The organism is Mesorhizobium sp. M0894 (genome assembly GCF_040319725.1).
Lineage (GTDB): Bacteria > Pseudomonadota > Alphaproteobacteria > Rhizobiales > Rhizobiaceae > Mesorhizobium.
Genome location: NZ_JAMYOG010000016.1, coordinates 16,162 through 40,306 on the forward strand (window position 1 = coordinate 16,162; position 24,145 = coordinate 40,306).

General features: G+C 64.9%; 19 protein-coding genes. 11 read left to right on the forward strand and 8 right to left on the reverse strand.

Annotation, left to right across the window (positions count from 1 at the left end; genetic code table 11):
• Positions 1–58: 58 nt before the first annotated feature.
• The 3 genes from ilvD to NKH91_RS25210 all read left to right on the forward strand — a co-directional run bounded on the left by ilvD (position 59) and on the right by NKH91_RS25210 (position 4,241).
• Positions 59–1,903: a dihydroxy-acid dehydratase gene (gene ilvD / locus NKH91_RS25200; protein WP_352483996.1), complete on the forward strand. Its 1,845-nt coding sequence runs from the start codon at positions 59–61 to the stop codon at positions 1,901–1,903.
• Positions 1,904–1,931: 28 nt separating this feature from the next.
• Complete coding sequence (locus NKH91_RS25205) at positions 1,932–3,206, forward strand: amidohydrolase family protein (RefSeq protein ID WP_352495764.1); 1,275 nt, start codon at positions 1,932–1,934, stop codon at positions 3,204–3,206.
• A 114-nt stretch (positions 3,207–3,320) separates the two neighbouring features.
• Positions 3,321–4,241 (forward strand): DMT family transporter, encoded by a 921-nt coding sequence (locus tag NKH91_RS25210; RefSeq protein WP_352847864.1) that lies wholly within the window; start codon positions 3,321–3,323, stop codon positions 4,239–4,241.
• Here NKH91_RS25210 and NKH91_RS25215 read toward each other — a convergent pair.
• Positions 4,238–5,140, reverse strand: coding sequence for a phosphotransferase (locus NKH91_RS25215; RefSeq protein WP_352847862.1), 903 nt, complete (start codon positions 5,138–5,140; stop codon positions 4,238–4,240). The two genes, NKH91_RS25210 and NKH91_RS25215, sit on opposite strands and share 4 nt — an antisense overlap.
• 104 nt (positions 5,141–5,244) lie before the next feature.
• On the opposite strand from NKH91_RS25215, the gene NKH91_RS25220 reads away from it, so the two are divergent.
• Complete coding sequence (locus tag NKH91_RS25220) at positions 5,245–5,877, forward strand: class I SAM-dependent DNA methyltransferase (protein WP_023717942.1); 633 nt, start codon at positions 5,245–5,247, stop codon at positions 5,875–5,877.
• 18 nt (positions 5,878–5,895) lie between these two features.
• On the opposite strand, the gene NKH91_RS25225 is transcribed toward NKH91_RS25220, so the two are convergent.
• Together NKH91_RS25225 and NKH91_RS25230 are read right to left on the reverse strand one after the other, a co-directional pair.
• The gene (locus NKH91_RS25225) at positions 5,896–8,349 is read right to left on the reverse strand and encodes a GcvT family protein (RefSeq protein ID WP_352847860.1); all 2,454 of its coding nucleotides are present in this window, start codon (positions 8,347–8,349) and stop codon (positions 5,896–5,898) included.
• Positions 8,346–9,230, reverse strand: coding sequence for a phosphotransferase family protein (locus NKH91_RS25230; protein WP_023717944.1), 885 nt, complete (start codon positions 9,228–9,230; stop codon positions 8,346–8,348). Before NKH91_RS25230 ends, NKH91_RS25225 begins: the two co-directional genes overlap by 4 nt.
• 435 nt (positions 9,231–9,665) lie before the next feature.
• Between NKH91_RS25230 and NKH91_RS25235 the strand changes: the two genes are divergently transcribed.
• The 7 genes from NKH91_RS25235 to NKH91_RS25265 all read left to right on the forward strand — a co-directional run bounded on the left by NKH91_RS25235 (position 9,666) and on the right by NKH91_RS25265 (position 17,192).
• On the forward strand, positions 9,666–10,442 hold the full coding sequence (locus tag NKH91_RS25235; RefSeq protein ID WP_352548939.1) for a DeoR/GlpR family DNA-binding transcription regulator: 777 nt from the start codon (positions 9,666–9,668) through the stop codon (positions 10,440–10,442).
• 66 nt (positions 10,443–10,508) lie between these two features.
• The gene (locus NKH91_RS25240; protein WP_023717947.1) at positions 10,509–11,435 is read left to right on the forward strand and encodes a LysR family transcriptional regulator; all 927 of its coding nucleotides are present in this window, start codon (positions 10,509–10,511) and stop codon (positions 11,433–11,435) included.
• A 198-nt stretch (positions 11,436–11,633) separates the two neighbouring features.
• Positions 11,634–12,788, forward strand: a complete 1,155-nt coding sequence (locus tag NKH91_RS25245) for an ABC transporter substrate-binding protein (protein ID WP_352847857.1) — start codon at positions 11,634–11,636, stop codon at positions 12,786–12,788.
• A gap of 182 nt (positions 12,789–12,970) precedes the next feature.
• Positions 12,971–13,969, forward strand: a complete 999-nt coding sequence (locus NKH91_RS25250) for an ABC transporter ATP-binding protein (RefSeq protein WP_352495758.1) — start codon at positions 12,971–12,973, stop codon at positions 13,967–13,969.
• Between the two features lie 14 nt (positions 13,970–13,983).
• Positions 13,984–14,934 (forward strand): ABC transporter permease, encoded by a 951-nt coding sequence (locus NKH91_RS25255; protein ID WP_023717950.1) that lies wholly within the window; start codon positions 13,984–13,986, stop codon positions 14,932–14,934.
• Positions 14,924–15,739 (forward strand): ABC transporter permease, encoded by an 816-nt coding sequence (locus NKH91_RS25260; protein WP_352847855.1) that lies wholly within the window; start codon positions 14,924–14,926, stop codon positions 15,737–15,739. Before NKH91_RS25255 ends, NKH91_RS25260 begins: the two co-directional genes overlap by 11 nt.
• A 25-nt stretch (positions 15,740–15,764) precedes the next feature.
• On the forward strand, positions 15,765–17,192 hold the full coding sequence (locus NKH91_RS25265; protein WP_352495756.1) for a gamma-aminobutyraldehyde dehydrogenase: 1,428 nt from the start codon (positions 15,765–15,767) through the stop codon (positions 17,190–17,192).
• 49 nt (positions 17,193–17,241) lie between these two features.
• On the opposite strand, the gene nhaA is transcribed toward NKH91_RS25265, so the two are convergent.
• From nhaA to NKH91_RS25290, 5 genes are all read right to left on the reverse strand, one after another.
• The gene (gene nhaA, locus NKH91_RS25270; protein ID WP_352483987.1) at positions 17,242–18,435 is read right to left on the reverse strand and encodes a Na+/H+ antiporter NhaA; all 1,194 of its coding nucleotides are present in this window, start codon (positions 18,433–18,435) and stop codon (positions 17,242–17,244) included.
• 91 nt (positions 18,436–18,526) lie between these two features.
• Positions 18,527–19,090, reverse strand: a complete 564-nt coding sequence (locus NKH91_RS25275; protein ID WP_023676342.1) for an ActR/PrrA/RegA family redox response regulator transcription factor — start codon at positions 19,088–19,090, stop codon at positions 18,527–18,529.
• Between the two features lie 63 nt (positions 19,091–19,153).
• Positions 19,154–20,479: an ActS/PrrB/RegB family redox-sensitive histidine kinase gene (locus NKH91_RS25280; protein WP_352847852.1), complete on the reverse strand. Its 1,326-nt coding sequence runs from the start codon at positions 20,477–20,479 to the stop codon at positions 19,154–19,156.
• 91 nt (positions 20,480–20,570) lie between these two features.
• Positions 20,571–23,153 (reverse strand): ATP-dependent helicase HrpB, encoded by a 2,583-nt coding sequence (gene hrpB / locus NKH91_RS25285; protein ID WP_352847849.1) that lies wholly within the window; start codon positions 23,151–23,153, stop codon positions 20,571–20,573.
• Between the two features lie 75 nt (positions 23,154–23,228).
• Positions 23,229–24,119 (reverse strand): DMT family transporter, encoded by an 891-nt coding sequence (locus NKH91_RS25290; protein WP_352847847.1) that lies wholly within the window; start codon positions 24,117–24,119, stop codon positions 23,229–23,231.
• Positions 24,120–24,145: the final 26 nt, after the last annotated feature.

The window sequence follows — 24,145 nt, forward strand, 5'->3', positions numbered from 1 at the left end:
CGGCTCAATTCCGGTTTTCCGCACCTTTGGGTGCGACGCAGACAGCAAGGACAGTTCAATGCCCGCCTACCGTTCCCGCACCACCACCCATGGCCGCAACATGGCCGGCGCCCGCGGCCTGTGGCGCGCCACCGGGATGAAGGATTCGGATTTCGGCAAGCCGATCATCGCCGTGGTCAATTCCTTCACCCAGTTCGTGCCGGGCCACGTCCATCTCAAGGACCTCGGCCAGCTGGTTGCCCGCGAGATCGAGAAGGCCGGCGGCGTCGCCAAAGAATTCAACACCATCGCCGTCGACGACGGCATCGCCATGGGCCATGACGGCATGCTGTATTCGCTGCCGTCGCGCGAATTGATCGCCGATTCCGTCGAATACATGGTCAACGCGCATTGCGCAGACGCCATGGTCTGCATCTCGAATTGCGACAAGATCACGCCGGGCATGCTGATGGCGTCGCTGCGCCTCAACATCCCGACTGTCTTCGTCTCCGGCGGACCGATGGAGGCCGGCAAGGTGGTGCTCGCCGGCAAGAGCCAGGCGCTCGACCTGGTCGACGCCATGGTCGCCGCCGCCGACGACAAGATCTCCGACGAGGACGTCAAGATCATCGAGCGCTCGGCCTGCCCGACCTGCGGCTCGTGCTCGGGCATGTTCACCGCCAATTCGATGAACTGCCTGACCGAGGCGCTCGGCCTCTCGCTACCCGGCAACGGCTCGACGTTGGCGACGCACGCCGACCGCAAGCGCCTGTTCGTCGAGGCCGGCCATCTGATCGTGGATCTCGCCCAGCGCTATTACGAGCAGGACGACGACACCGCGCTGCCGCGCAGCATCGCCTCGAAGGGCGCCTTCGAGAACGCCATGACGCTCGACATCGCCATGGGCGGTTCGACCAACACCGTGCTGCACATCCTTGCCGCAGCACATGAGGGCGAGGTCGACTTCACCATGGAGGACATCGACCGGCTGTCGCGGCGGGTACCGGTGCTTTGCAAGGTGGCTCCGGCCAAGGCCGACGTCCACATGGAGGATGTCCACCGCGCCGGCGGCATCATGGCGATCCTCGGCCAGCTGGATAGCGCCGGGCTGATCAACCGCGACCTGCCGACGGTGCACACCGCGAGCCTCGGCGAAGCGCTCGACCACTGGGATATCTCGCGCACCACCAGCCAGAATGTCCGCGATTTCTTCCTGGCGGCACCCGGCGGCGTGCCGACGCAAGTCGCGTTCAGCCAGGACCGCCGCTGGGATGATCTCGATCTCGACCGCGAGAAAGGTGTCATCCGCTCGGCCGAACATCCTTTCTCAAGGGATGGTGGCCTCGCCGTGCTGAAAGGCAATCTCGCATTCGACGGCTGCATCGTGAAGACTGCCGGCGTCGATGAATCGATCCTGAAATTCACCGGTCCGGCAAGAGTGTTCGAAAGCCAGGACGCCAGCGTCAAGGCGATCCTGTCGAACGAGGTCAAGGCCGGCGATGTCGTCGTCATCCGCTATGAAGGGCCGCGCGGCGGCCCCGGCATGCAGGAAATGCTCTATCCGACCAGCTATCTTAAATCGAAGGGTCTCGGCAAAGCCTGCGCACTGATCACCGACGGGCGTTTTTCCGGCGGCACCTCCGGCCTGTCGATCGGCCACGTCTCGCCGGAAGCGGCGGAAGGCGGGCTGATCGGGCTGGTCAGGGAAGGCGACACGATCGAGATCGACATCCCCAACCGCACCATCCGGCTGGCTGTCGACGACGCGGAACTCATCGCCCGTCGCGCGGCGATGGAGGCGAAGGGAACAGCCGCTTGGAAGCCCGAGGAAAAGCGCAAGCGCAAGGTAACGACGGCCTTGCGCGCCTATGCAGCAATGGCAACCAGTGCTGCCAAGGGTGCGGTGCGGTACGTGCCGGAATAGGCATCATTCTTCAACGAGGTGGCGATAAATGGATTTCGACCTTGTGGTGCGCGGCGGGACGCTGCCCGACGGCAGGATCGCCGATATCGGCATCGTCGGCGAGACGATCGCGGCGATCGAGCCTGAGCTCAACATCAGCGCCGGCACGGCGATCGATGCCCATGGCAATCTGGTCTCGCCGCCTTTCGTCGATCCGCATTTCCATATGGACGCCACGCTTTCGCTCGGCATTCCCCGCATCAATGTCTCGGGCACGTTGCTCGAAGGCATTTCGCTGTGGGGCGAGCTGAAGCCGCTTCTGACCCACGAGGCGGTGCGCGACCGTGCGCTTGCCTATTGCGACTGGGCGGTGTCGATGGGCCTGCTCGCCATCCGCACCCATGTCGATGTCTGCGACGATCGCCTGCTGGCGGTGGAAGCGCTGCTCGACGTGAAGAAGACGGTTGCGCCGTATATCGACCTGCAATTGGTCGCCTTCCCGCAGGACGGGTTTTACCGCTCGCCGACGGCGCGCGACAACACCACCCGCGCGCTCGACATGGGCGTCGATGTCGTCGGCGGCATCCCGCATTTCGAGCGCACCATGGCCGACGGTACGCGCTCCGTCACCGAGCTCTGCGAGATCGCGGCCGAGCGCGGCCTGATGGTCGACCTGCATTGCGACGAGACCGACGATCCGCTGTCGCGCCACGTCGAGCAGCTTGCCTATGAGACGCAGCGGCTTGGATTGCAGGGCAGAGTGGCCGGCTCGCACCTCACCTCGATGCATTCGATGGATAATTACTACGTCTCGAAGCTGTTGCCGCTGATCGCCGAGGCCGGCGTTTCGGCGATCCCCAATCCGCTGATCAACATCATGCTGCAGGGCCGCCACGACACCTTTCCCAAGCGCCGCGGCTTGACGCGGGTCAAGGAAATGCTGGCGCACGGGATCCGCGTCGGCTGGGGCCAGGATTGCGTGCTCGACCCCTGGTATTCGCTGGGCACCGCAGACATGCTCGACGTCGCCTTCATGGGCCTGCATGTCGCGCAGATGTCGAGCCCAGCCGAGATGGCGCGCTGTTTCGACATGGTCACCAACGTCAATGCCGCCATCATGGGTCTCGACCACCTTGGCCTGGCCGTCGGCAAGCGCGCCAGCCTGGTCGTTCTCGATGCCGGCAACCCGCTCGAGGCGCTGCGCCTGCGCCCCGAGCGGCTCTGCGTCATTGCCAAAGGCAAGGTGGTGGCCGAGCGGAGCCGGCAGGACACGCGGCTTTCGATCGCCGGAAGGCCGGGCACCGTGAATCGGCGCCACGCTTAGACCAGCCGATTTCCGGCGCTGGTCTTACCGAATTCTCGATTTTCGCCTCGTCACGGCCGCTGCTAGCGACTACGACGCGGGTCACCGTAGCCACGGCGAGGAACCGGTAACGGAATGGCGCAGCCCGCAGCCCAGAACTCGACGATCAGGAACGTGCTGCTGGCCGGCATCCTGCTGATGCTCGCCGGCGATTTCCTGTTTGCCTTGAACGACGCGATGGGCAAGTGGCTGGTCGCCAGTTTTTCCGTCGGCCAGGTCGTGCTGATCCGCTCGATCGGCGCCTTTTTCATACTCGGGCCGATGATTGCACATCAGGGTGCGGCCAAGCTGTTTCGCATGGAGCGGCCGGAGCTGCAGCTGCTGCGCGTGGTGATGACGACGCTCGACACGGCGCTGTTCTACGCGGCGGTCGTCTATCTGCCGCTCGCCGACGTGATGAGCTTCTACATGGCCGGGCCGATCTATGTCGCGGCGCTGTCGCACTTCTTGCTTGGCGAAAGGGTCGGCTGGCGCCGCTGGGCGGCTATCCTGGTCGGTTTCTGCGGCGTGCTGATCATGCTGAAGCCGTCTTCGGCCGCGTTCTCGCTGTCGTCGATGTCCGCGCTCGCCGGCAGCATTTCCTTTGCCTTCGCCATCATCCTCAACCGGCGACTGCGCGGCACCAGCGACACCTCGCTGGTCACCTGGCAAACCATCGGCACGCTGCTGGTCGGCGCTGCGTTGACCATCGGCAGTTGGAAGACGCCGTCCTCGCTCGATTTCGGCGCCATGCTGCTTCTCGGCATTGTCTCCTGCGGCGCGCATCTGATGATCACTAGGGCATTGAAGCTTGCGCCTGCCTCGACCTTGGCGCCGCTGCATTACAGCCTGCTGTTGTGGGCAGTGGTCTTCGGCTCGGCCTTCTTCGGCGATGTGCCTGGGCCACGCATCCTGGTCGGCTCGGCCATTGTCGTGCTGGCCGGCCTGTTCATCTTCCACCGCCAGAAGGTGGTCGACACGGTGCCGCCCGAAAACGTGCCGAGGGGTGTGAACTAACCCTGGCGCACCGCCGCGAGATGCCGTGAAAATTCCGGCGTCTCCATCAGTGCCTTGCAGCGCGCGAAGCGGCCGTCGGCGTAGGCGCGGAAATCGTCGACCGGATTTTTGTTGGCAAGCTGGATCAAGCCCCACAGCGTCCACAACAGGTCGCACATCGCCTTGTAGATGACGATGCGGGCGCGCTCCGCCGGTCTCGGCTCGCCGCCGAAATAGGCCAGCATCATCTCCTCGTCCTGCGCGGCGTCGAATTGCCCTTCGACGCTGAGGTCGCCGAGATCCCAGAGCGGATCGTTCATCCCGGAATATTCCCAGTCGACGATCCACATCCTGTCGCCCGTATCGAGAAAGTTTTCGCAGAGCGGGTCGCAGTGGCAGGCGACGATCGGCAGAGGATGAGCCGCAAGTGCCGAGCGCACGGTTTCCGCCTCGCGGACCACATCGTGATAGCCGGCAGGCAGTGCGACATCCTTGCTCGACAGCACCTGCAGATAGTCGTCGACCATCGCAAATAGCTCGAAGCGAAAGGGGAACACCGCGCCGGATGTGTGCAGTTTGCGAAAGGCCTTGCCGGCGCGTGCCGGGCTGCCCAGTCGGGTCTTGAATTTTTCCGGCGACATCGTCTCGGCGCCGGCGATGAAGCGGGTCACCAGCACGCCGGTCTCGGCATCGACATGCAGCACTTCCGGGCTGACGCCGGCCTTCGCCGCTTCCCGCGCCGCCACTGCCTCGTTGGCGCGGTTGATGTATTCCTCGGTACCCTTGCCGGGGATACGCAGGCAGAAATCCTTACCCCTGAAGACGAGGTTGGTCAGGCCGCCGAGCCGTTCCAGCGGGCCGTCATAACCGGCCAGCATCGGAATGGCCGCAAGTGCGGCGCGTGCCTGGTCGTCCGCCATGGCTTTCGCTCCTTTTCCCGTCTTTATTGTCGCGACGACGGTTCCACAGTTTTCGCCGTTTGGCTATGATCGCGTCGCAGATCGATACCAGGCGACGGAAAGCGATGACGGACAGCAAACAGCAGAGCGCGCTCGCCGCAGCCTATGCGGCGAAGCGACCGGAAGACGTCGCGGCGCTCTACGACAGCTGGGCCGGCACCTATGACGCCGACATGTCGGCGGCCGGCTATCGCCATCCGACTATCTGCCTTGCCTTGCTGGCCCGCCATCTGCCGCGCGGCGCCGCTCCTCTCCTCGATGCTGGCGCAGGCACCGGGCTCATCGGCGAATGGCTTGCCATCACCGGTTATCCGCAGGTCGAGGCGCTCGACATTTCGGAAGGCATGCTGGCGCAAGCCGCGCGCAAAGGCGTCTATTCGGCCCTTCATTGCCTCGCGCTTGGCGCGCCGCTGCCTTTCGTGGACGATGCCTATGCCGGGATCATCTCAGCCGGCGTCTTCACGTCCGGCCATGTCGGGGCCGAGGGTCTGGACGAGCTGATCCGCATCTGCCGGCCGGGCGGGGTGATCGTGCTGACGGTGAAGAACACGCTGTGGGATGCGGGTTTTGCCGCGCGGATCGCCGAGCTCGAGGCGCAAGGCACCGTCACCCGCGCCGAGGAGACGCCGCCCTATGTCTCGATGCCAGGCGAGGCCGATACGGTGCCCAGCCGGGGGCTGGTGCTCATCGTGAACTGAGGCTGAAACCGGAAGGCTTTAGGCCTTCACCTTTGCTCCCGCCGGATCGTAAAGCGGCTCGAGGTGGATTTTAGCCGGCGTCCGTTCCATCGCCACCACCAGCTCGTAATCGCCGGAGGTGAGGAAATCATCGCCCACGCCATCGGCATTGCGCACATAGCCGTAGCCGATGTTCTTGCCGACGGTGTAGCCATAGCCGCCGCTGGTGAGATAACCGACGGCCTCGCCATTGCGCAGGATGGTCTCACGCCCGAGCAGCACGACACGGGGATCGTCGACTGTGAAGCCGGCAAAACGTTTCCTGAGCGCCGCGCCGTCGAGCTTTTCAAGCGCCCGCCGGCCGAGGAAATCGGTGTTCTTCCTGAGCTTCACCGCCCAGCCGAGGCCCGCCTCCTGCGGCGTGTCGTTGGGCGTGATATCGGCGCCCCAGGCGCGGTAGCCTTTTTCCAGCCGCAGCGATTCCAGCGCCCGGTAGCCGACCGGACGGACGTCGTGAACCGCGCCCGCCGCCATCAGTGCGTCGAAAACCTCGCCCGTCGCCGCGATCGGCGCATGCAGCTCCCAGCCGAGCTCGCCGACATAGGTGACGCGCAGTGCCCGAATGATGTGGCCGGCAATGGCGATCTCGCGAACATGGCCGAACGGAAAGGCGGCGTTCGAGACGTCGGCATCGGTCACCGCTGACAGCACGTCGCGGGCGCGCGGCCCCATCAGCGACAATGTGCCGAACTCCTCGGTGACGTCGGTCAGCGTCACGTCGAACTCGCTGCCGATATGATCGGCAATCCAGGAGAAATCATGCGTGCGGAAACCGGTGCCGGTGACGATGTAGAATTTCTCCTCATCGAGCCTCGCCACGGTCAAATCGGCCTCGATGCCGCCGCGCGTGTTGAGGAGCTGCGTGTAGGTCAGCCGGCCGACCGGCTTGGCGACGTCATTGGCGCAGATCCAGTCCAGCGCCTTCAGCGCGTCGGCGCCGGTCATTTCGTATTTGGCGAAAGACGACTGGTCGAAAATGCCGATCTTTTCGCGCACGTGGCGGTGCTCGTCGCCGACGGGTGAAAACCAGTTCTGCCGGCCCATCGAATAGACGTCCTTCGGCTCGATGCCTTCCGGCGCGAACCAGTTCGGCCGCTCCCAGCCAAGTTTCGAGCCGAACACGGCGCGATGTTTTTGCAGCCGTTCGTATAAAGGCGAAACGATGCGTGGCCGGCCGCTGACATATTCCTCGTGCGGGAAGCCGATCGTGTAGTGCTTGCCGTAGGCTTCCAGCGTGCGGTCTCGGACCCATTGCCGGTCGCGGTGCAGATCGGAAAAGCGGCGGATGTCGACCACCCACAGGTCGAGTGGCGCCTCGCCGTCGACCACCCATTGCGCCAGCACCCAGCCGGCGCCGCCGCCGGATGCAATGCCGAAGGCGTTGAAGCCGGCGCCGACGAACATATTGGGACATTCCGGCGCCACACCGAGGATGAAATTGCCGTCCGGCGTAAAGCTCTCCGGACCGTTGATCATCTGCTTGACGCCGACATTGGTGAGCGCCGGGACACGCTCGATCGCCTGGCTCATATGCTGCTCGAAATGATCGTAATCATCGTCGAACAGCCGGAACTCCCAATCGTCCGGCACATCGCCGCCGGGCAGACCGGTCGTCCAGGCCTGCGGGTTCGGCTCGTAGCCGCCCATCACCAACCCGCCGACCTCCTCCTTGAAATAGGTGCGGCGATCGGGGTCGCGAATCGTCGGCGCATCGGTCGCCAAGCCGTTGATCCTCCCGGTGATGATGTACTGGTGCTTCACCGGCTGCAGCGGCACGTTTATGCCGGCGAGCGCACCCACCTGCCGCGCCCATTGCCCGGCGCAGTTCACCACCTTGTCGCAGGCGATATCGCCCTTGCTGGTCTTCACCGCGGTGATGCGGCCGTCTCTCATTTCGAAGCCGGTGACCCGCACCTCCTCGAACAATTTTGCGCCGTGCATGCGCGCGCCCTTGGCCAGCGACTGGGTGATGTCGGAAGGGCTTGCCTGACCGTCGCTGGGCAGCCAAGAAGCGCCGACGAGGTCGCCGGTTTCCAGCAGCGGCCACATTTCCTTGACCTCGATCGGCGACAGCAGATGCATGTCCATGCCGAAACTCTTTGCCGTCGTTGCCAGCCGCTTATACTCGGTCCAGCGGTCGGCATTGGTGGCTAGCCGCAGGCAGCCGGTCATCTTCCAGCCGGTGGCAAGGCCGGTTTCGGCTTCCAGCCCTTTGTAGAGATCGACCGAATATTTGAGCACCCGCGTGATCGACGCCGACGAGCGCAGTTGACCGACCAGCCCGGCAGCATGCCAGGTCGAGCCCGAGGTCAGCTTGCCCTGTTCGAGCAGCACGATTTCGGCCTTGTGGTCGCGCGCCAGATGATAGGCCGTCGAACAGCCGATGATGCCACCGCCGATGACGACGATGCCGGCGTGGGCGGGCAAGGTCATGGCCGCATCCCGTATTTTGTCCTGTAGTTTTCCAGGGCGGCTTCGAGCCGCGCCAGGTTTTCGTCGGCGTAGGCGGCGTAGTCGACGCCGGGCGCATCGAGGTAGAGCTCGGAAACCATGCCCCACATCGCCTCGCGCAGCAGCGACGCGCATTGCATGGCGGCGTGCGAGCGCCGTATCGCTTCGTCCGGCTCCTTCATGAAGTAGGCGGTCAGGAAGGCGAAGGATTCCTCGTCGCTCATGCCGGCATTGGAAGCCGCGCCGGCAAGGTCGAACATCGCGGTGTTGAAGCCGGCATATTCGAAATCGATGAGCCATAGCCTGTGACCGTCATCGATTATGTTAGCCGGCAGAAGATCGTTGTGGCCGAAGACGATCGGCAGCAGTTTTTGCGCGCGCTCGAGCTCGTCCGCCAGCGTCAGCAGGCGTGGCAATTCGCCCAGCTTGCGGCTGCCGCCTTCCTCCAGCGTGCGCGCATAGTCGCGAATGACGTGGAATACCCAGAACATGAAGCCGGCGCCGGAGACATGACCGGGCATCTCCCGGTGGAAACCGCGCAGCAACGCGGCGACGCGGCCGAGATCGGCGCGCACGTCTTGCGCGACATAGGCCTTGGCGCCGAGATACTCCGTCACCATGACGCCGGGTCCGGTGTAGCGGACGGCCGGAGCGAAGCCTGCCGCGTGTGCTGCCCGCGCGGTCATCATCTCGCGCTCGCGAAAGACATGGTGGAACGGATAGTCCTGCCCGATGCGCACGACGTGCCGCCCGGCCGCGTCCTTGACCAGGTAATTGGCATTGCTCAACCCGCCCGGCAGCGGCGCAATGTCGATGCTGCCGGTCCAGCAAGGCAGCGCGCGGATGCGGTCTTCGACAGTCACGATCTCGTCCAACATTGGGTCAATTTTCCACGCATGTCATGGCTGGCCAGCGATGACAATCGGACGGAGGAATGGAGGCAACGCGAAGATCTCGTCGGTGCAGATCTCGGGATCGGTATCCCGCACCGCACCGACGAGCCCCTTTGTGCCGGGTTCTTCGACGCCGGCATCCGCCCCCGCGGATCCTAATTTTCGGTTCCCTCGCACCCGAGGATTTCCCAGGTGTTCAGGCAAGCAATTTTTCGTGCGGCTCAGCCGTCGGCCTCCGTTCCGAGCCTGTCACAGCGATAATGTCGCGCCAGGCTGGAGACGTTGTCAACGCGAAATTGTGGTGTTTTCTGCTTTTTTGCCCGAATTTTGCGAAATATCTTGGAGTAAGTGGCATTTATGCCGTAGAAACGGTCAATGGTGCAACAATTCGACCGGTTGGAACCGATGGGCCACTCGAAGCGGCATGGCGAAATCCTGCGCCTCCTCAAGGAGGAAGGCACCGTCACCATTGCCAGCCTGGCTGACCGGCTGGGCGTCTCGCTGGAGACGGTACGCCGCGATGTCAAGCCACTGACCAGCGATGGTTCCATCCTCAAGATGCATGGCGCCGTCGGCCTGCCGTCGATTGCCGGCGAAGCGCCGTTCGAGCGGCGCATGCGTGAGAACGCCGATGCCAAGCGGGCAATTGCCCGCATGGTCGCTGCCACCATCCGCGACGGCGAGTCGATCATGCTCGACACCGGCACGACCACGAGCTTCCTGGCCCGCGAGCTGCTCGGCCACCGGCGGCTGACGGTCGTCACCAATTCCTCCGACATCGCCCGCACGCTGGCCACCGTCAACGGCAACAAGGTCTATATGGCCGGCGGCGAGCTGCGCAGCGATTCCGGTGCTGCTTTCGGCGTCTCAGCCATCGAATTCGTCAGCCGCTTCTCCGTCAGCCACGCGGTGATTTCGACCGGCGCGGTCGATGCCATCACGGGTGTCATGGACTATGACCTCGAAGAGGCTGAGTTCGCCCGCATGGTGCTGTCGCGCGGCCAGCGTTCGCTTGTCGTCACCGACCACAGCAAATTCGGCCGGCAGGGTCTGGTTCAGGTCTGCGGCTTCGACGGCTTTTCCGAACTCGCGACCGACCGTCCGCCGCCGCATGACATCGCCGCCGCCCTTGCCCAGGCCGGCGCGCGGCTCAGCATTGCGGATGGCGGAAGCGAGGACTGAGCTCTATCGGGAGAACGGCACCAGCACCCACTTCCCAGCGCCGCCTCTGCCGTGTTTAGTCCGGCCATGGCTTTCACCATCCGCCAATTGCAGTTCTTCATCGCCGTCGCCGAGCAAGGCACGGTGTCGGGCGCCGCCCAGAATCTGTCGATCTCGCAATCCTCGGTCACCGAGGCGATCAAGGAGCTGGAGCACGATCTCGGCGTCGAGCTGTTCGAGCGCCACCCGCGCGGGCTGAACATCACCCACAAGGGCCACCAGTTCCTGCGCCATGCGAGGAAGATCCTTGCCGACGTTTCCGATGCGCGCCGCGCCTTCTTCGGCGAACAGATCGCGGCAAGCGGGCGGCTGCAACTTGGCGTCACCTCGCTGGTCGCCGGCTATGTGCTGTCCGATCTTCTTGCCCGCTACCGCCGCGCCTATCCGGGTGTCGAGGTCTCGGCGATCGAGGACAATGGCGACTATCTCGAGCACCTGTTGATCGGCGGCAAGCTCGACATTGCGGTCATGGTCACCTCGAACCTGCGCGACCGCACCGCGCTGCAGTCCGAAATCCTCGAAGTCTCGGCCTACCGGCTGTGGCTGCCGCTCGGCCATCCGTTGGCCGGTGCCGACATCATCGGCATCGGCGATATCGCCTCGGAACCGCTGATCATGCTGACCGTCGACGAGATCGAGGAGAATACCGGAAAGCTGCTGACGGCGATCGGCGCCAAACCGCACGTCGCATTCCGCACCCGCTCGGTCGAAGCGGTGCGCAGTCTCGTCGCCACCGGCGCCGGCGTGGCGCTGCTGCCGGACCTCGTCTACCGGCCATGGTCGCTGGAAGGCGACCGCATCGAATCGCGCGATATTTCGGGATCGTTGCCGGTCGTCCAGGTCGGCATGGTCTGGCGGCGCGGCTCCGGCCTGCCGCAGGCGGCGCGCGACTTCATCGGACTTGCCCAGTCGCAGCGCATGGTGCGCCAACGGCCCGAGAAGATCGGCCGGTGATGTATCGGAAAAACCGATATCGGCTTTCTGATAAATGAATTTGCGAAACCGGAAATTTCGCAGCACTTTTGAGCCAAGGAACAAAGCTGCCGCAGGAGCACGGCCCCTTAGAGCCGCGCATCCAACGTTTGAACGGGCGCATGACCTTTTCCGAAAACCGAAACCGGTTTCGAGGTCATGCAAAATGGGAGATCGACGATGAATTCATTGCTGAAATCATGCACTGCCTTGACGGTCGCGCTGACCTTCTCCGGCCAGGCCATCGCCCAGGTCAAGGAGCTGGGCAAGGGTGAAGGCGAGGTCAATATCGTCGCCTGGCCGGGCTATATCGAGCGCGGCGAAACCGACAAGGGCTATGATTGGGTCACCTCGTTCGAGAAGGAAACCGGCTGCAAGGTCAACGTCAAGACCGCCAACACCTCCGACGAGATGGTTTCGTTGATGAACGAAGGCGGTTTCGACCTTGTCACTGCCTCGGGCGACGCCTCGCTGCGCCTGGTTGCGGGCAAGCGCGTCCAGCCGATCAACACCGACCTCATCCCGAGCTGGAAGACGGTCGACGACCGGCTGAAGGATGCGCCCTGGTTCACCGTCGGCGGTGTCCATTACGGCGTGCCGTACCAATGGGGGCCGAATGTGCTGATGTACAACACCGAAGTGTTCAAGGAGGCGCCGAAGAGCTGGAACATCGTGTTCGAGGAAATGAAGCTACCCGACGGCAAGTCGAACAAGGGCCGCGTCCAGGCCTATGACGGGCCGATCCACATTGCTGATGCCGCCAACTACCTGATGGCCCACAAGCCGGAGCTCGGCATCAAGGATCCGTACGAACTGACTGAGGACCAGTACCAGGCTGCGCTCGACCTGCTGCGCGTCCAGCGTACGCTGGTCGGACGCTACTGGCATGACGCTGCCATCCAGGTCGACGATTTCCAGAACGAAGGCGTCGTCGCCTCCGGTTCATGGCCCTATCAGGTCAACACGCTGATCGCGGCCAAGAAGCCGGTCGCCTCGACCATTCCCGAGGAGGGCGTCACCGGCTGGGCCGACACCACCATGATGGAGGCCGATGCGGCCCACCCGAACTGCGCCTACATGTGGATTGAGCATTCGCTGTCGCCGAAAGTGCAGGGCGACGTCTCCGCCTGGTTCGGCTCGCTGCCGGTGGTGCCCGCCGCCTGCAAGGGCAACGAACTGCTCGGCGAAGAGGGCTGCAAGACCAACGGCTACGACAATTTCGACAAGATCAAGTTCTGGAAGACGCCGGTCTCGAAATGCGCCACCCAGAACGACCAGTGCGTGCCCTATTACCGCTGGGTGTCGGACTATATCGGCGTCATCGGCGGACGGTGAGTTCGTCTCACCTACGAAGCTCGGCGCTGCCCCTCACCCTTACCCTCTCCCCGTGAAGAACGGGGGGTCGCCAGCGTTGGAGCGCCTCCCTTCTCCCCGTCCACTACGGGAGAAGGTGCCGGCAGGCGGATGAGGGGCAGCGCTACCCTGAATTTGATGAGCCTGACAGATCAGGACAACCCATGACCTCCGCCGTTTCTTTCCAAAAAGTCTCCCGCCATTTCGGCAGCGTGCGTGCCGTCGACGCGGTCGATCTCGACATCGTGCCGGGCGAGTTCTTCGCCATGCTCGGGCCTTCCGGCTCGGGCAAGACGACGTGCCTGCGCCTCATCGCCGGGTTCGAGCAGCCGACGGCGGGCTCGATCTCGATCTTCGGCGAACGCGCCGAGGGCGTGCCGCCCTATCGCCGCAACGTCAACACCGTGTTCCAGGATTATGCGCTGTTCCCGCATCTCAACGTGCTCGACAACGTCGCCTATGGGCTGATGGTCAAGGGCGTCGGCAGACCGGAGCGGCAAAAGGCGGCGGAAGAAGCGCTGGCGCTGGTGCGGCTTCCCGGCTACGGCGCGCGTCGCCCTGGCCAGCTTTCCGGCGGCCAGCGCCAGCGCGTCGCGCTCGCCCGTGCGCTGGTCAACCAGCCCAAGGTGCTGTTGCTCGACGAGCCGCTCGGCGCGCTCGACCTCAAGCTTCGCGAGAACATGCAGGAGGAGTTGAAATCGCTGCAGAAGGCGCTCGGCATCACCTTCGTGTTCGTCACCCATGACCAGGGCGAGGCGCTGTCGATGGCCGATCGCGTCGCCGTCTTCAACGACGGCAAGATCATGCAGATCGGCACGCCGGAAGACATCTACCAGCGCCCCAAGACCCGCTTCGTCGCCGATTTCGTCGGCTCGTCCAACGTACTGCCGCCGGATTTCGTCCAGCGCTATGCCGGCCAGCATCGCTGGGGCAGCCTGCGCCCTGAATCCATTCGCATCGGCCGGGCGGCCAAGGGCGACGGCGTTGCGGCTCGCCTGGTGTCGACCAACTATCTCGGCGCGACGATAAGACTGGCGCTCGATGCCGAAGGCTTGCGGCTGCATGCCATCGTGCCGGCGGGTGCTGCCTTGCCCCGGGAAGGCGAGGCGGTGGTGCTCACCTTCAACCGCGAGCATTTGCATCTGATGGACGAGCTGGGATGAGCCTGGACGCCGCCATGCCGCGGGCCACGACCCCCGCCATCCTGCCGGGAAGCGGCGGCCTGCGCGGCGCGCTCTCCGACCTCTTCTGGCGCCGGCCCCAACTCCTGCTTCTGCTCATGCTGCTGCCGCCGGTTCTTTGGCTCGGCATCGTCTATATCGGCTCGCTGTTCGCGCTGCTTTTGCAGAGCTTCTTCTCGATCGACGAGTTCTCCGGCCTCATCAACCGCGAGTTCACGCTGAAGACTTATGGCGACCTGCTGCAGGCCGCCAATCTCGACATCATCCTGCGCACGGTGACGATGGCGGCGCTGGTGACGTTTGCGTCGGCGGTCATTGCCTTTCCCATCGCCTATTACGCGGCGCGCTATGCGCGCGGCCGTTGGAAGGCGTTGTTTTATCTCGGCGTCATGCTGCCGCTGTGGTCGAGCTACCTGGTCAAGATCTATGCCTGGAAGCTGATCCTCGCCAAGGAAGGCATCCTGACGTGGCTGCTGGCCAAATTGCATCTTCTGTGGCTGCTTGATGCCTGGCTGTCGCTGCCGATCGTCGGCGGCAACTCGCTGTCGGTATCGTCCACCGGCACCTTCATCGTCTTTGTCTATGTCTGGCTGCCGTTCATGATCCTGCCGGTGCAGGCGGCCCTCGAGCGCGTGCCGGGCAATCTGGTCGAGGCTTCTTCCGATCTCGGCGCGTCACCCGGCCAGACCTTCCGCAACGTGCTGTTCCCGCTGGCATTGCCGGGTATCGTCGCCGGTTCGATCTTCACCTTCTCGCTGACGCTCGGCGACTACATCATTCCGCAGATCATCGGCACCTCGCGGCTGTTCATCGGCCAGGCCGTCTATTCGCAGCAGGGCACCGCCGGCAACATCCCGCTCGCCGCCGCCTTCACTGTGGTGCCGATCGTCATCATGGGCTTCTATCTCTGGGGCGCCAAGCGCATGGGGGCCTTCGATGCGCTCTGACCGCGGCCAATCCGCGCCGATCGGCCTGAAGCTCGCTGCCACCGGGGGCCTGCTTTTCCTGCATTTGCCGATTCTGCTGATCTTCGTCTATGCCTTCACCACCGAGGAGAAGAGCTTCGTCTGGCCGCCGCCGGGCCTGACCACGCAATGGTTCGCCACCACCTGGAACCGCCCCGACGTCTGGCAGGCGCTGTCGCTGTCTGTACGGGTCGCGGCGATCTCGACCGCCATCGCGCTGGTCCTCGGCACGCTGTGCGCCGCCGCCGTGTCCCGCACAAAATTCTTCGGCCGCGAAACCATCTCGCTGCTGGTGATCCTGCCGATCGCGCTGCCCGGCATCATCACCGGCATCGCGCTGCGCTCGGCGTTCGCGCTGGCCGAAATCCCGTTCTCGTTCTGGACGATCGTGCTCGGCCACGCCACCTTCTGCGTGGTCGTCGTCTACAACAATGCGGTCGCCCGTTTCCGCCGCACGTCCGGCTCGATGATCGAGGCGTCGATGGACCTCGGCGCCGACGGTTTCCAGACCTTTCGGCATGTCGTGCTGCCCAACATCGCAACCGCGCTGCTGGCCGGCGGCATGCTGGCCTTTGCGCTGTCCTTCGACGAGGTCATCGTCACCACCTTCACCGCCGGCCAGCAGCAAACGGTGCCGATCTGGATGCTCGAAGAGTTGATCCGTCCGCGCCAGCGTCCGGTCACCAATGTCGTGGCGATGGTCGTGGTGCTGGTGACGCTGCTTCCCATCCTCGCTGCCTATTACCTGACCCGCGACGGCGACCAGATCGCCGGTTCGGGCAAATGATCTCGTTCATAAGGGAGAGACTTCCATGGACACGCAGATGCTGATCGGCTCGAAATTCGAAAAAGGCACCGAGACCGAGGAACCGATCCTCAACCCGAAGACCGGGGCGACCATCGTCAACCTGCCCGAGGCCAGCCCGGCGCAGATCGAGGCAGCAGTGCTTGCCGCGGAAAAAGCGTTCGTCACCTGGTCCCGCACAACACCGGCGCAGCGCGCCGGCTATCTCCTGAAGATCGCCGATCGCATCGAGGCCGCGGCAAAGGATTTCGCGACGCTCGAGGCGCTGAACTGCGGCAAGCCGATCAATGCCGTGCTCAATGACGAGATCCCGGCGATCGTCGACTGCTACCGCTTCTTTGCCGGTGCGGTCCGCTCGATGCCCGGCCAGGTCGCCGGCGAATACATTCCCGGCCACACCTCGATGGTCCGCCGCGACGCCATCGGCGTTGTCGCGTCGATCGCGCCGTGGAACTATCCGCTGATGATGATGGCCTGGAAGCTGGCGCCGGCGATTGCCGGCGGCAACACCGTCGTCTTCAAGCCGTCGGAACAGACGCCGCTGACCGCGCTGAAGCTGGCGAAAATCCTTGCCGATATCCTGCCGGAAGGCGTCGTCAACGTCGTGCTCGGCCGCGGCGACAGTGTCGGCAACACGCTGATCAACCACCCGAAGGTCAACATGATCTCGATCACCGGTGACGTCGCCACCGGCAAGAAGGTGCTGCAGGCCGCCGCCAAATCGGTCAAGCGCACACATCTCGAGCTCGGCGGCAAGGCGCCGGTCATCGTCTTCGATGACGCCGATCTCGGTGCGGTGGTCAACGGCCTGCGCGCCTTCGGCTATTACAATGCCGGCCAGGACTGCACCGCCGCCTGCCGCATCTACGCCGGCAAGAAGATCTACGACAAGCTTGTCGCCGACCTCTCCGCTGCGGTCTCGACCATCAAGTATGATCGCCCCGACGATACCGAGAACGAGATCGGCCCGCTGATTTCGCGTCGCCAGCGTGATCGCGTCTCGAGCTTCGTCGAGCGCGCCTCTGAGCTCAAGCACATCGAGATTACCACGGGCGGCAAGCCGGGCGAGGGCTCCGGCTTCTTCTACCAGCCGACCGTCGTCGCCGGCGCGCTGCAGGAAGACGAGATCGTGCGCCGCGAAGTGTTCGGCCCGGTGGTCTCGGTCACCCGTTTTTCCGAAGTCGACGAGGCGGTGAACTGGGCCAATGACTCTGACTATGGCCTGGCGTCATCGGTGTGGACCAAGGACGTTTCGCGCGCCATGGCGACGGCCGCCCGCCTGCAATATGGCTGCACCTGGATTAACACCCACTTCATGCTGACAAACGAGATGCCGCATGGCGGGTTGAAACAATCCGGCTACGGCAAGGACATGTCGCTCTATGCGCTGGAGGATTACACAGCCGTCCGCCACGTCATGATTGCGCACGGGTAGGGTCCAGATGCGAGAGAAGGTGGCCTGAAGGCCGGAAGTGGCGGCGCGACTATTCTTCCGCCTCGTCCGTCCCGTCCGCCGCCGGCGCCACCAGCAGCACGGTGGCGCCGAGGAGCGCGGCGATGAAGGAGCCGGCGAGGATGCCAACCTTGACCGCGTCCTGCAGAGCGACGTCGCTGGCGAAGGCGAGCAGGCCGATGAACAGGCTCATGGTGAAGCCGATGCCGCAGAGCAGCGAAATGCCGATCATGTGCAGCCAGCCGGCATTGACCGGCAGATCGGCGAAGCCGAGCCGGATGGCAAGCGCAGAAGACCCGAACACGCCGACCAGCTTGCCGGCGACGAGGCCGGCGGCGACGCCGAGCGTCAGCGGCTCGGCCAGGGCGGCAGCGCTGAGACCGCCGAGCGAGACGCCGGCGTTGGCAAAGCCGAAAATCGGGATGACGAAAAAGGCGACGACTTTGTGCAGGCCGTGTTCGAGCCGGTGCAGCGGCGAATGGTCGAGATCGTGGCCGCTGCCCGGCGATATCTTCAATGGAATGGTGAGGGCCAGCGCGACGCCGGCAAGCGTCGCATGGACGCCCGATTTGAGCACCAAAACCCACAGAACGATGCCGAGCAAGACGTACGGCAGCAACGTCAGCACCCGCATGCGGTTGAGCACCACCAGCAGCGCGATGACGGCGAAGGCGGCGCCGAGATAGGCGAGCGACAGCCCGCTGGTATAAAACACCGCGATGATGAGCACGGCGCCGAGATCGTCGATGATGGCGAGCGCGGTGAGGAATATCTTCAGCGAGCCCGGCACTCGGCCGCCAAGCAGCGACAGCACGCCGAGCGCAAAGGCGATATCGGTGGCGGTCGGGATCGCCCAGCCGGACAGAGCGGCTTCATTGTTGCGGTTGATGGCGACGTAGACCAGTGCCGGCACCGCCATGCCGCCGGCGGCGGCGATGCCGGGCAGCACGCGGCGCGGCCAGGTCGAGAGCTGGCCGTCGAGCATCTCGCGCTTGATCTCGAGGCCGACCAGCAGGAAGAACACCGCCATCAGGCCGTCATTGATCCAGTGCGAGACGCTGAGCGGTCCGAGATAGGCGTGGAGGGCGGAGAAATAAGCCTCGCCCAGCGGCGAATTGGCGACGATCAGGGCCAGGGCCGCCGCAGCCATCAGGATGAGGCCGCCGGCCGCCTCGCTGTCGAGGAATTCGCGCAGCATGGAGACCAGCCGCTTTTCGTCCTGCATGTCGCCTCCGTCGTATCAGCGGCAAGGTCCGACACCGCCAAGCGATGATGCGCAAACAGCGCTGGCCGGGCAAGCCTGCAGTCAGAGCCTTTTAGCGCGGCGCGCGCTTGGCGAGGATACGCTGCAGCGTGCGGCGATGCATGTTCAGCCGGCGCGCGGTTTCCGAGACGTTGCGGTCGCACATTTCATAGACGCGCTGGATGTGCTCCCAGCGTACCCGGTCGGCCGACATCGGATTTTCGGGCGGTGCTGCGCGTTCGCCCGCCGTGCGGGTCAGGGCTGCAAAGATGTCGTCGGCGTCGGCCGGCTTCGACAGATAGTCGATAGCGCCGAGCTTCACCGCCGTCACCGCGGTGGCGATGTTGCCGTAGCCAGTGAGGATGATGGCGCGGGCATCGTCGCGCTTCTCGCGGATCGCGGCGACGACGTCGAGGCCGTTGCCGTCGGCCAGCCGCATGTCGACCACCGCATAGGCCGGCGGATTGGCGCGCGCCTTGGCAACCGCTTCCTCGACGCTCTCTGCCGTCTCGACGACAAAACCCCTGGTTTCCATGGCGCGGGCAAGCCGCGTCAGGAACGGCTTGTCGTCGTCGACGATCAGCAGCGAGGTGTCCTCGCCTTCGACCATTGCGCCAATCGTTTCGTCAGTACTCATCGTGCTGAAAATCCTGCTGCCTGATTTTTACGCAAATATAGTTTCGCAACGCTATTGTCCAATTTAGGCCGTGTCGAACATGGTGGCCGAAGCCTGCTCGGGATTGAGGAAGACGCTGCGCGGCCACGATATCTGCACGATAGCGCCCTCGCCGGGCTCGCTCGAATTGCGGAAATCGAGCGTCGCGCCGGAGCGTTCGAGCAAGGTCTTGGCGATGAATAGGCCGAGGCCGAGGCCGCCGCCGGCTTCGGTGCCTTGTCGCGTTGACATATAGGGTTCGCCGATGCGGTCGATGATCTCGGGCGGAAAGCCCGGCCCGTCGTCGATGATCGTGAAGCTGACAACGGCCTCGTTCCAGCTCCAGCGCACGGTGACATTCTTGCGGGCGAAGTCGACGGCGTTCTCGACCAGATTGCCGAGGCCGTAGATGACGCCGGGATTGCGCCGGCCCACCGGTTCCGGGCCGATGCGCTCGCCCGGCCGAAGCTTGATCGAAATGCCGAAATCGCGGTGCGGCGCCGTCACCTCCTCGACCAGCGAGGTCAGCGGCAGGCGCGAGAGGTGCACCTCGCTCTCGGAGGAAAGGCTGGTCAGGCGCTTCAGGATTTCGCGGCAGCGCTCGCTCTGCGAACGCAGCAGCTTCACGTCCTCGCCATATTTCGGATCTTGGCCAAGCGCCTTCTCCATCTCCTTGGCGACAAGCGCGATCGTGGCGAGCGGCGTGCCGAGCTCGTGCGCGGCGGCGGCGGCGAGGCCGTCGAGGGCCGAGAGATGCTGCTCTCGCTGCAGCACCAGTTCGGTGGCGGCAAGCGCGTTGGCAAGCAGCCGCGCCTCCTCGGCCACCCGGAAGGCGTAGATCGCGGTAAAGGCGATGGAGCAGAACACCGCCATCCACATGCCGGCGACATAGATGAACGGCATCGCCAATGGCGCGCCCTCATGCCAGGGCAGCGGCAGGTGGTAAAAGACCAGCAGCGTCGCCGCCACGATCACCAGCGCGCCGAGCATGGCGGTCAGCCGCAGCGGCAGCGACGTCGCCGAGACGACGACGGGCACGGTCATCAGCAGCGAAAACGGATTGGTGAGACCGCCGGTCATGTAGAGCAGGCCGGCAAGCTGCAGGCTGTCGAAGGTCAGGATGGCAAAGGCCGAGAGCGGGGTAAGCCGATGCGCCGCCGGATAGCGGAAGGTCAGCAAAAGGTTCATCCAGGCCGAACAAGCGATCAGCGCAAAACACATGCTGACCGGCAGCGGAAATTTCAGCCCGTAAGCGACGACAAGCACGGTCAGGCTCTGGCCGACGATGGCAAGCCAGCGCAACCTGATCAGCGTGTTGAGGCGCAGCCGCTGGCTTTGCTGGAAGTCGGGTGCGTGCAGGATGTTTATCATGGCCAATGATTATAGAGGGGAAACAGCCGGAGGTCTTTTCCGAAAAAGCGCCGAAGCTGGCCTTCCGTTCGGGATAACAGTCCGGGAATCATTAGGTACCGCGCGGTTTGGCGCGGCTCGTGGCGGCGGCGAGAAGCGGGTTCTCCGGCCAGACATGCCTGGGATAGCGGCCGCGCATGTCTGTCCGCACATCGGCCCAGGAGCCGCGCCAGAACCCGGGCAGGTCGCGCGTCGTCTGGATCGGCCGGTGCGCCGGTGACAGCAATTCGAGCGTCAGCGGCACAGTGCCGTTGGCGATCGCGGGATGCCGGTCGAGGCCGAACAGCTCCTGCACGCGGATTGCCAGTACCGGCCATTCGCCTTCATAGCGGATCGGCAGCTGACTGCCCGACGGCGCGTCGAAATGGGTCGGCGCCAATGTGTCGATCTTGCGCTGCAATTCGTGCGGTACCAGCGTCATCAGGCCTTGCGAAAGCACGCTGGGATCGATCGCGGCAAAGGATGCGGCACCGGAAAGGAACGGCAGCAGCCAGTCGTCGAGGCGCTCGACGAGCGCCGCATCGGAGACATCGGGCCATGGCGCACCGAGGCCGCGATGCAGCCAGCCGAGCCGCTGCCGCAACGTCTCCGCTTCCCTGCTCCACGGCAGCAGCGACAGGCCGTGTTCGCGCAAGGCGTCGAGAATGGCGCTGTCTGCGTCGGCACCGGTCGGCGCCGGCAGCATGCGTTCGGACAACGTGATGGCGCCGAGCCGAACCGTTTCGCGCACCCGCACCGCGCGCCTATCGCGGTCGAAGCTCACCTCGCGGCGAGTCTCGATCTTTTCCGCCAGCGCGGTGCGGATGTCGGCCTCGTCGAGCGCCGCCGCCGCGGTGATGCGGGCGTTCTGCGCCTTACCCTGCAGATCGGCGACGACGAGCCAGGTCTCGCCGGCCAGCGGGTCGGAGGCGTCGAGCATGGCGCCGGAGCCGGTGGCAAGCACGAAGCGGCCACGCTCGCCGCGCGCTTTAGCGACCCGGTCCGGCCAGGCATGGATGAGGAGAGCGCCGGCGGTGCTGCCCTCTCCCTTGAGGGGAGGGTCGATCCGCGTAGCGGACCGGGGTGGGGTCGGTTCGGGCACGCCATCGGCGACCCCGCCGCGTCTCCCTCGTCTCGCTGCGCTCGGCTCGCTCGCCGACCCTCCCGTCGAGGGGGAGGGTGAAGCCTGCTTTGCCAACCTCTCGGCCAGCTGCCGGGCAGCGGTGGCACGCGGCGATCTTTCGGCATGAAAGCGCATCAGCCGCCGTTCGAGATCGGCACCATCGCCGCCAAGGCCGCGCTCGGTGAGCAGCATGGCCAGCATCGCCGCCTCGAGCGCCTGGCCGGTCCTTGCCGCCTCGGCGACCATGTGGGCGAGCCGGACCGGCAGAGCCAGCTTGCGCATCGCGGCACCGGCCTCCGTCAAGCGCCCTGCCGCATCGACGGCATCGAGCGCGCGCAGCAGCGCCCTTGCCTCGTTGAGCGCCGGAGCCGGCGGGGGGTCGAGGAAGGACAGGCTCGTCGGATCGGCAACGCCGAACGCCGCGCAATCGAGCAACAGGCCGGAGAGATCGGCTTCGAGGATTTCCGGTGGCGTGAAGGCCGGCAGTGCCGCTGTCTGCTCGGCCCGCCACAGCCGGATAGCGACGCCCGGCTGTGTGCGCCCGGCCCGGCCGGCGCGCTGGTCGGCGGAAGCGCGGGAAGCACGCACCGTCTCCAGCCGCGTCAGGCCGCTGGCCGGCTCATAGCGCGGCAGCCGCGACAGGCCGGAATCGATGACGACGCGCACGCCGTCGATGGTGATGGAGGTTTCGGCGATCGACGTCGCCAGCACGACCTTGCGACGGCCGGGCGGCGCCGGCTTGATCGCTGCGTCCTGCGTCCTGTTGTCGAGCATGCCGTAGAGCGGCACGATGTCGGTGTCGGCGCCGACCTTGCCCGCCAGCCGCTCGGCGGTGCGCTCGATCTCGCGCTGGCCGGGCAGGAAGACAAGCACGCTGCCCTCCTCCCCGGCAAGCGCCGAGCGGATCACCCTGGCCATGGCATCCTCGATGGTGACGCCGGCCGGCCGCTCGTCATAGCGGATGTCGACCGGAAAGGCGCGGCCTGCGCTCTCGATCACCGGCGCGCCGGAAAGCAATTTTGCGACACGCGCGCCATCGAGCGTCGCTGACATGACCAGCAATCTGAGGTCGGGCCTCAGCGCACCCTGCACGTCGAGCGCCAGCGCCAGCCCGAAATCACCGTCGAGCGAACGTTCGTGGAACTCGTCGAACAACACCGCCGAGACACCAGGCAGCTCGGGATCGTCGAGGATCATGCGGGACAACACGCCTTCGGTGACGACGACGATCCTGGTCTTCGCGGAAGTCCGGTTTTCCATGCGCATGGCATAGCCGACGGTTTCACCGGGCTCTTCGCCAAGCAGTTCGGCCATGCGGCGGGCGGCAGCGCGGGCGGCGAGGCGGCGCGGCTCGAGCAGGATGATCTTTCCGGCGCCGAGCCATTGCGCATCGAGCAGCGTCAGCGGAACCAGCGTCGTCTTGCCGGCGCCGGGCGGAGCCACCAGCACGGCGCTGTTACCATGGCTCAGCGCTTCATTGAGCGCCGGCAAGACCGCGGAGACCGGCAGGTCCGGCAAAGGTTTTGTCGTCATTGTCCTATGATGTGCAGCCAGTTGGCAGCGATCGCATATCAGCGGTGGCGGTCGCCGCGCAAGCTTGGTACCAGCTCAAAGTCGGGTCCGCGCAAACGGGTTCCAGCGCACCGTGCCGAGCCGCACCTCCTCGCGCACCATCGTCAGCAGACCGGAACCGCCGACCACGGCAAGCCCGACCAGCGACAGAAAATCCGGATATTCCCTGAAGAACAGCGCGCCTAGAACCACCGCCCAGACGATCTGCGAATAATGCGTTGGCGCGATGCGGTTGGCCGGTGCGTATTTGACCGCCAACAGATGCAGCAGCTGGCCGCTGGCGGTGAAGGCGCCGGCCAGCACCAGCCAAGCCCATTGCCTGCCATCCGGCAGCGAGAACGAGGTGGCCGCCGCACCGACGCCGTTGAAGAGCAGGCCGTAGCCGATCAGCACGCCGAGCATCGTCGTGCGCTTTTCCTGCGCGGCAAGCGAACGCATCAGGATGACATTGGTGGCGGCCAGGAAGGCGATGATGAACGCCGCCAGATGACCAAGATGCAACTCGCGAAACCCCGGCCTGACGACCAGCATGACCCCGGCAAAGCCCGCGACCACCGCCAGCCATCGCCATGGGCCGACCTTCTCCTTGAGGACCAGCGTGGCCAGGATGGTGACGAATAGCGGCGCCAGGAAGATCAGCGCATAGACTTCCGCCAGTGGGATGGTGGTGAAGGCGTAGACGCTGAGCACGCCGGAGGCGATGCCAGCCCAGGCGCGGGCCTGTACCGCCCAGGGCCGCGTCGTGCGCCAGAAATCGCGCCAGCGCTCGCCTGGCGGCCTGGCAAAGAGCAGAAAGCAGCCGGCAAACAATGTCGAGAAGAAGCCGATCTCGAAGACGTTGAACTGCCCGCCCAGGCTTTTGACAACCGCGTCGCTGCACGAATAGCTTGCATAGGCGATGAGAGCGAGCAGAATTCCGTTGGGCACGTTTTCCAGTTCCGGGAGGGATGAGA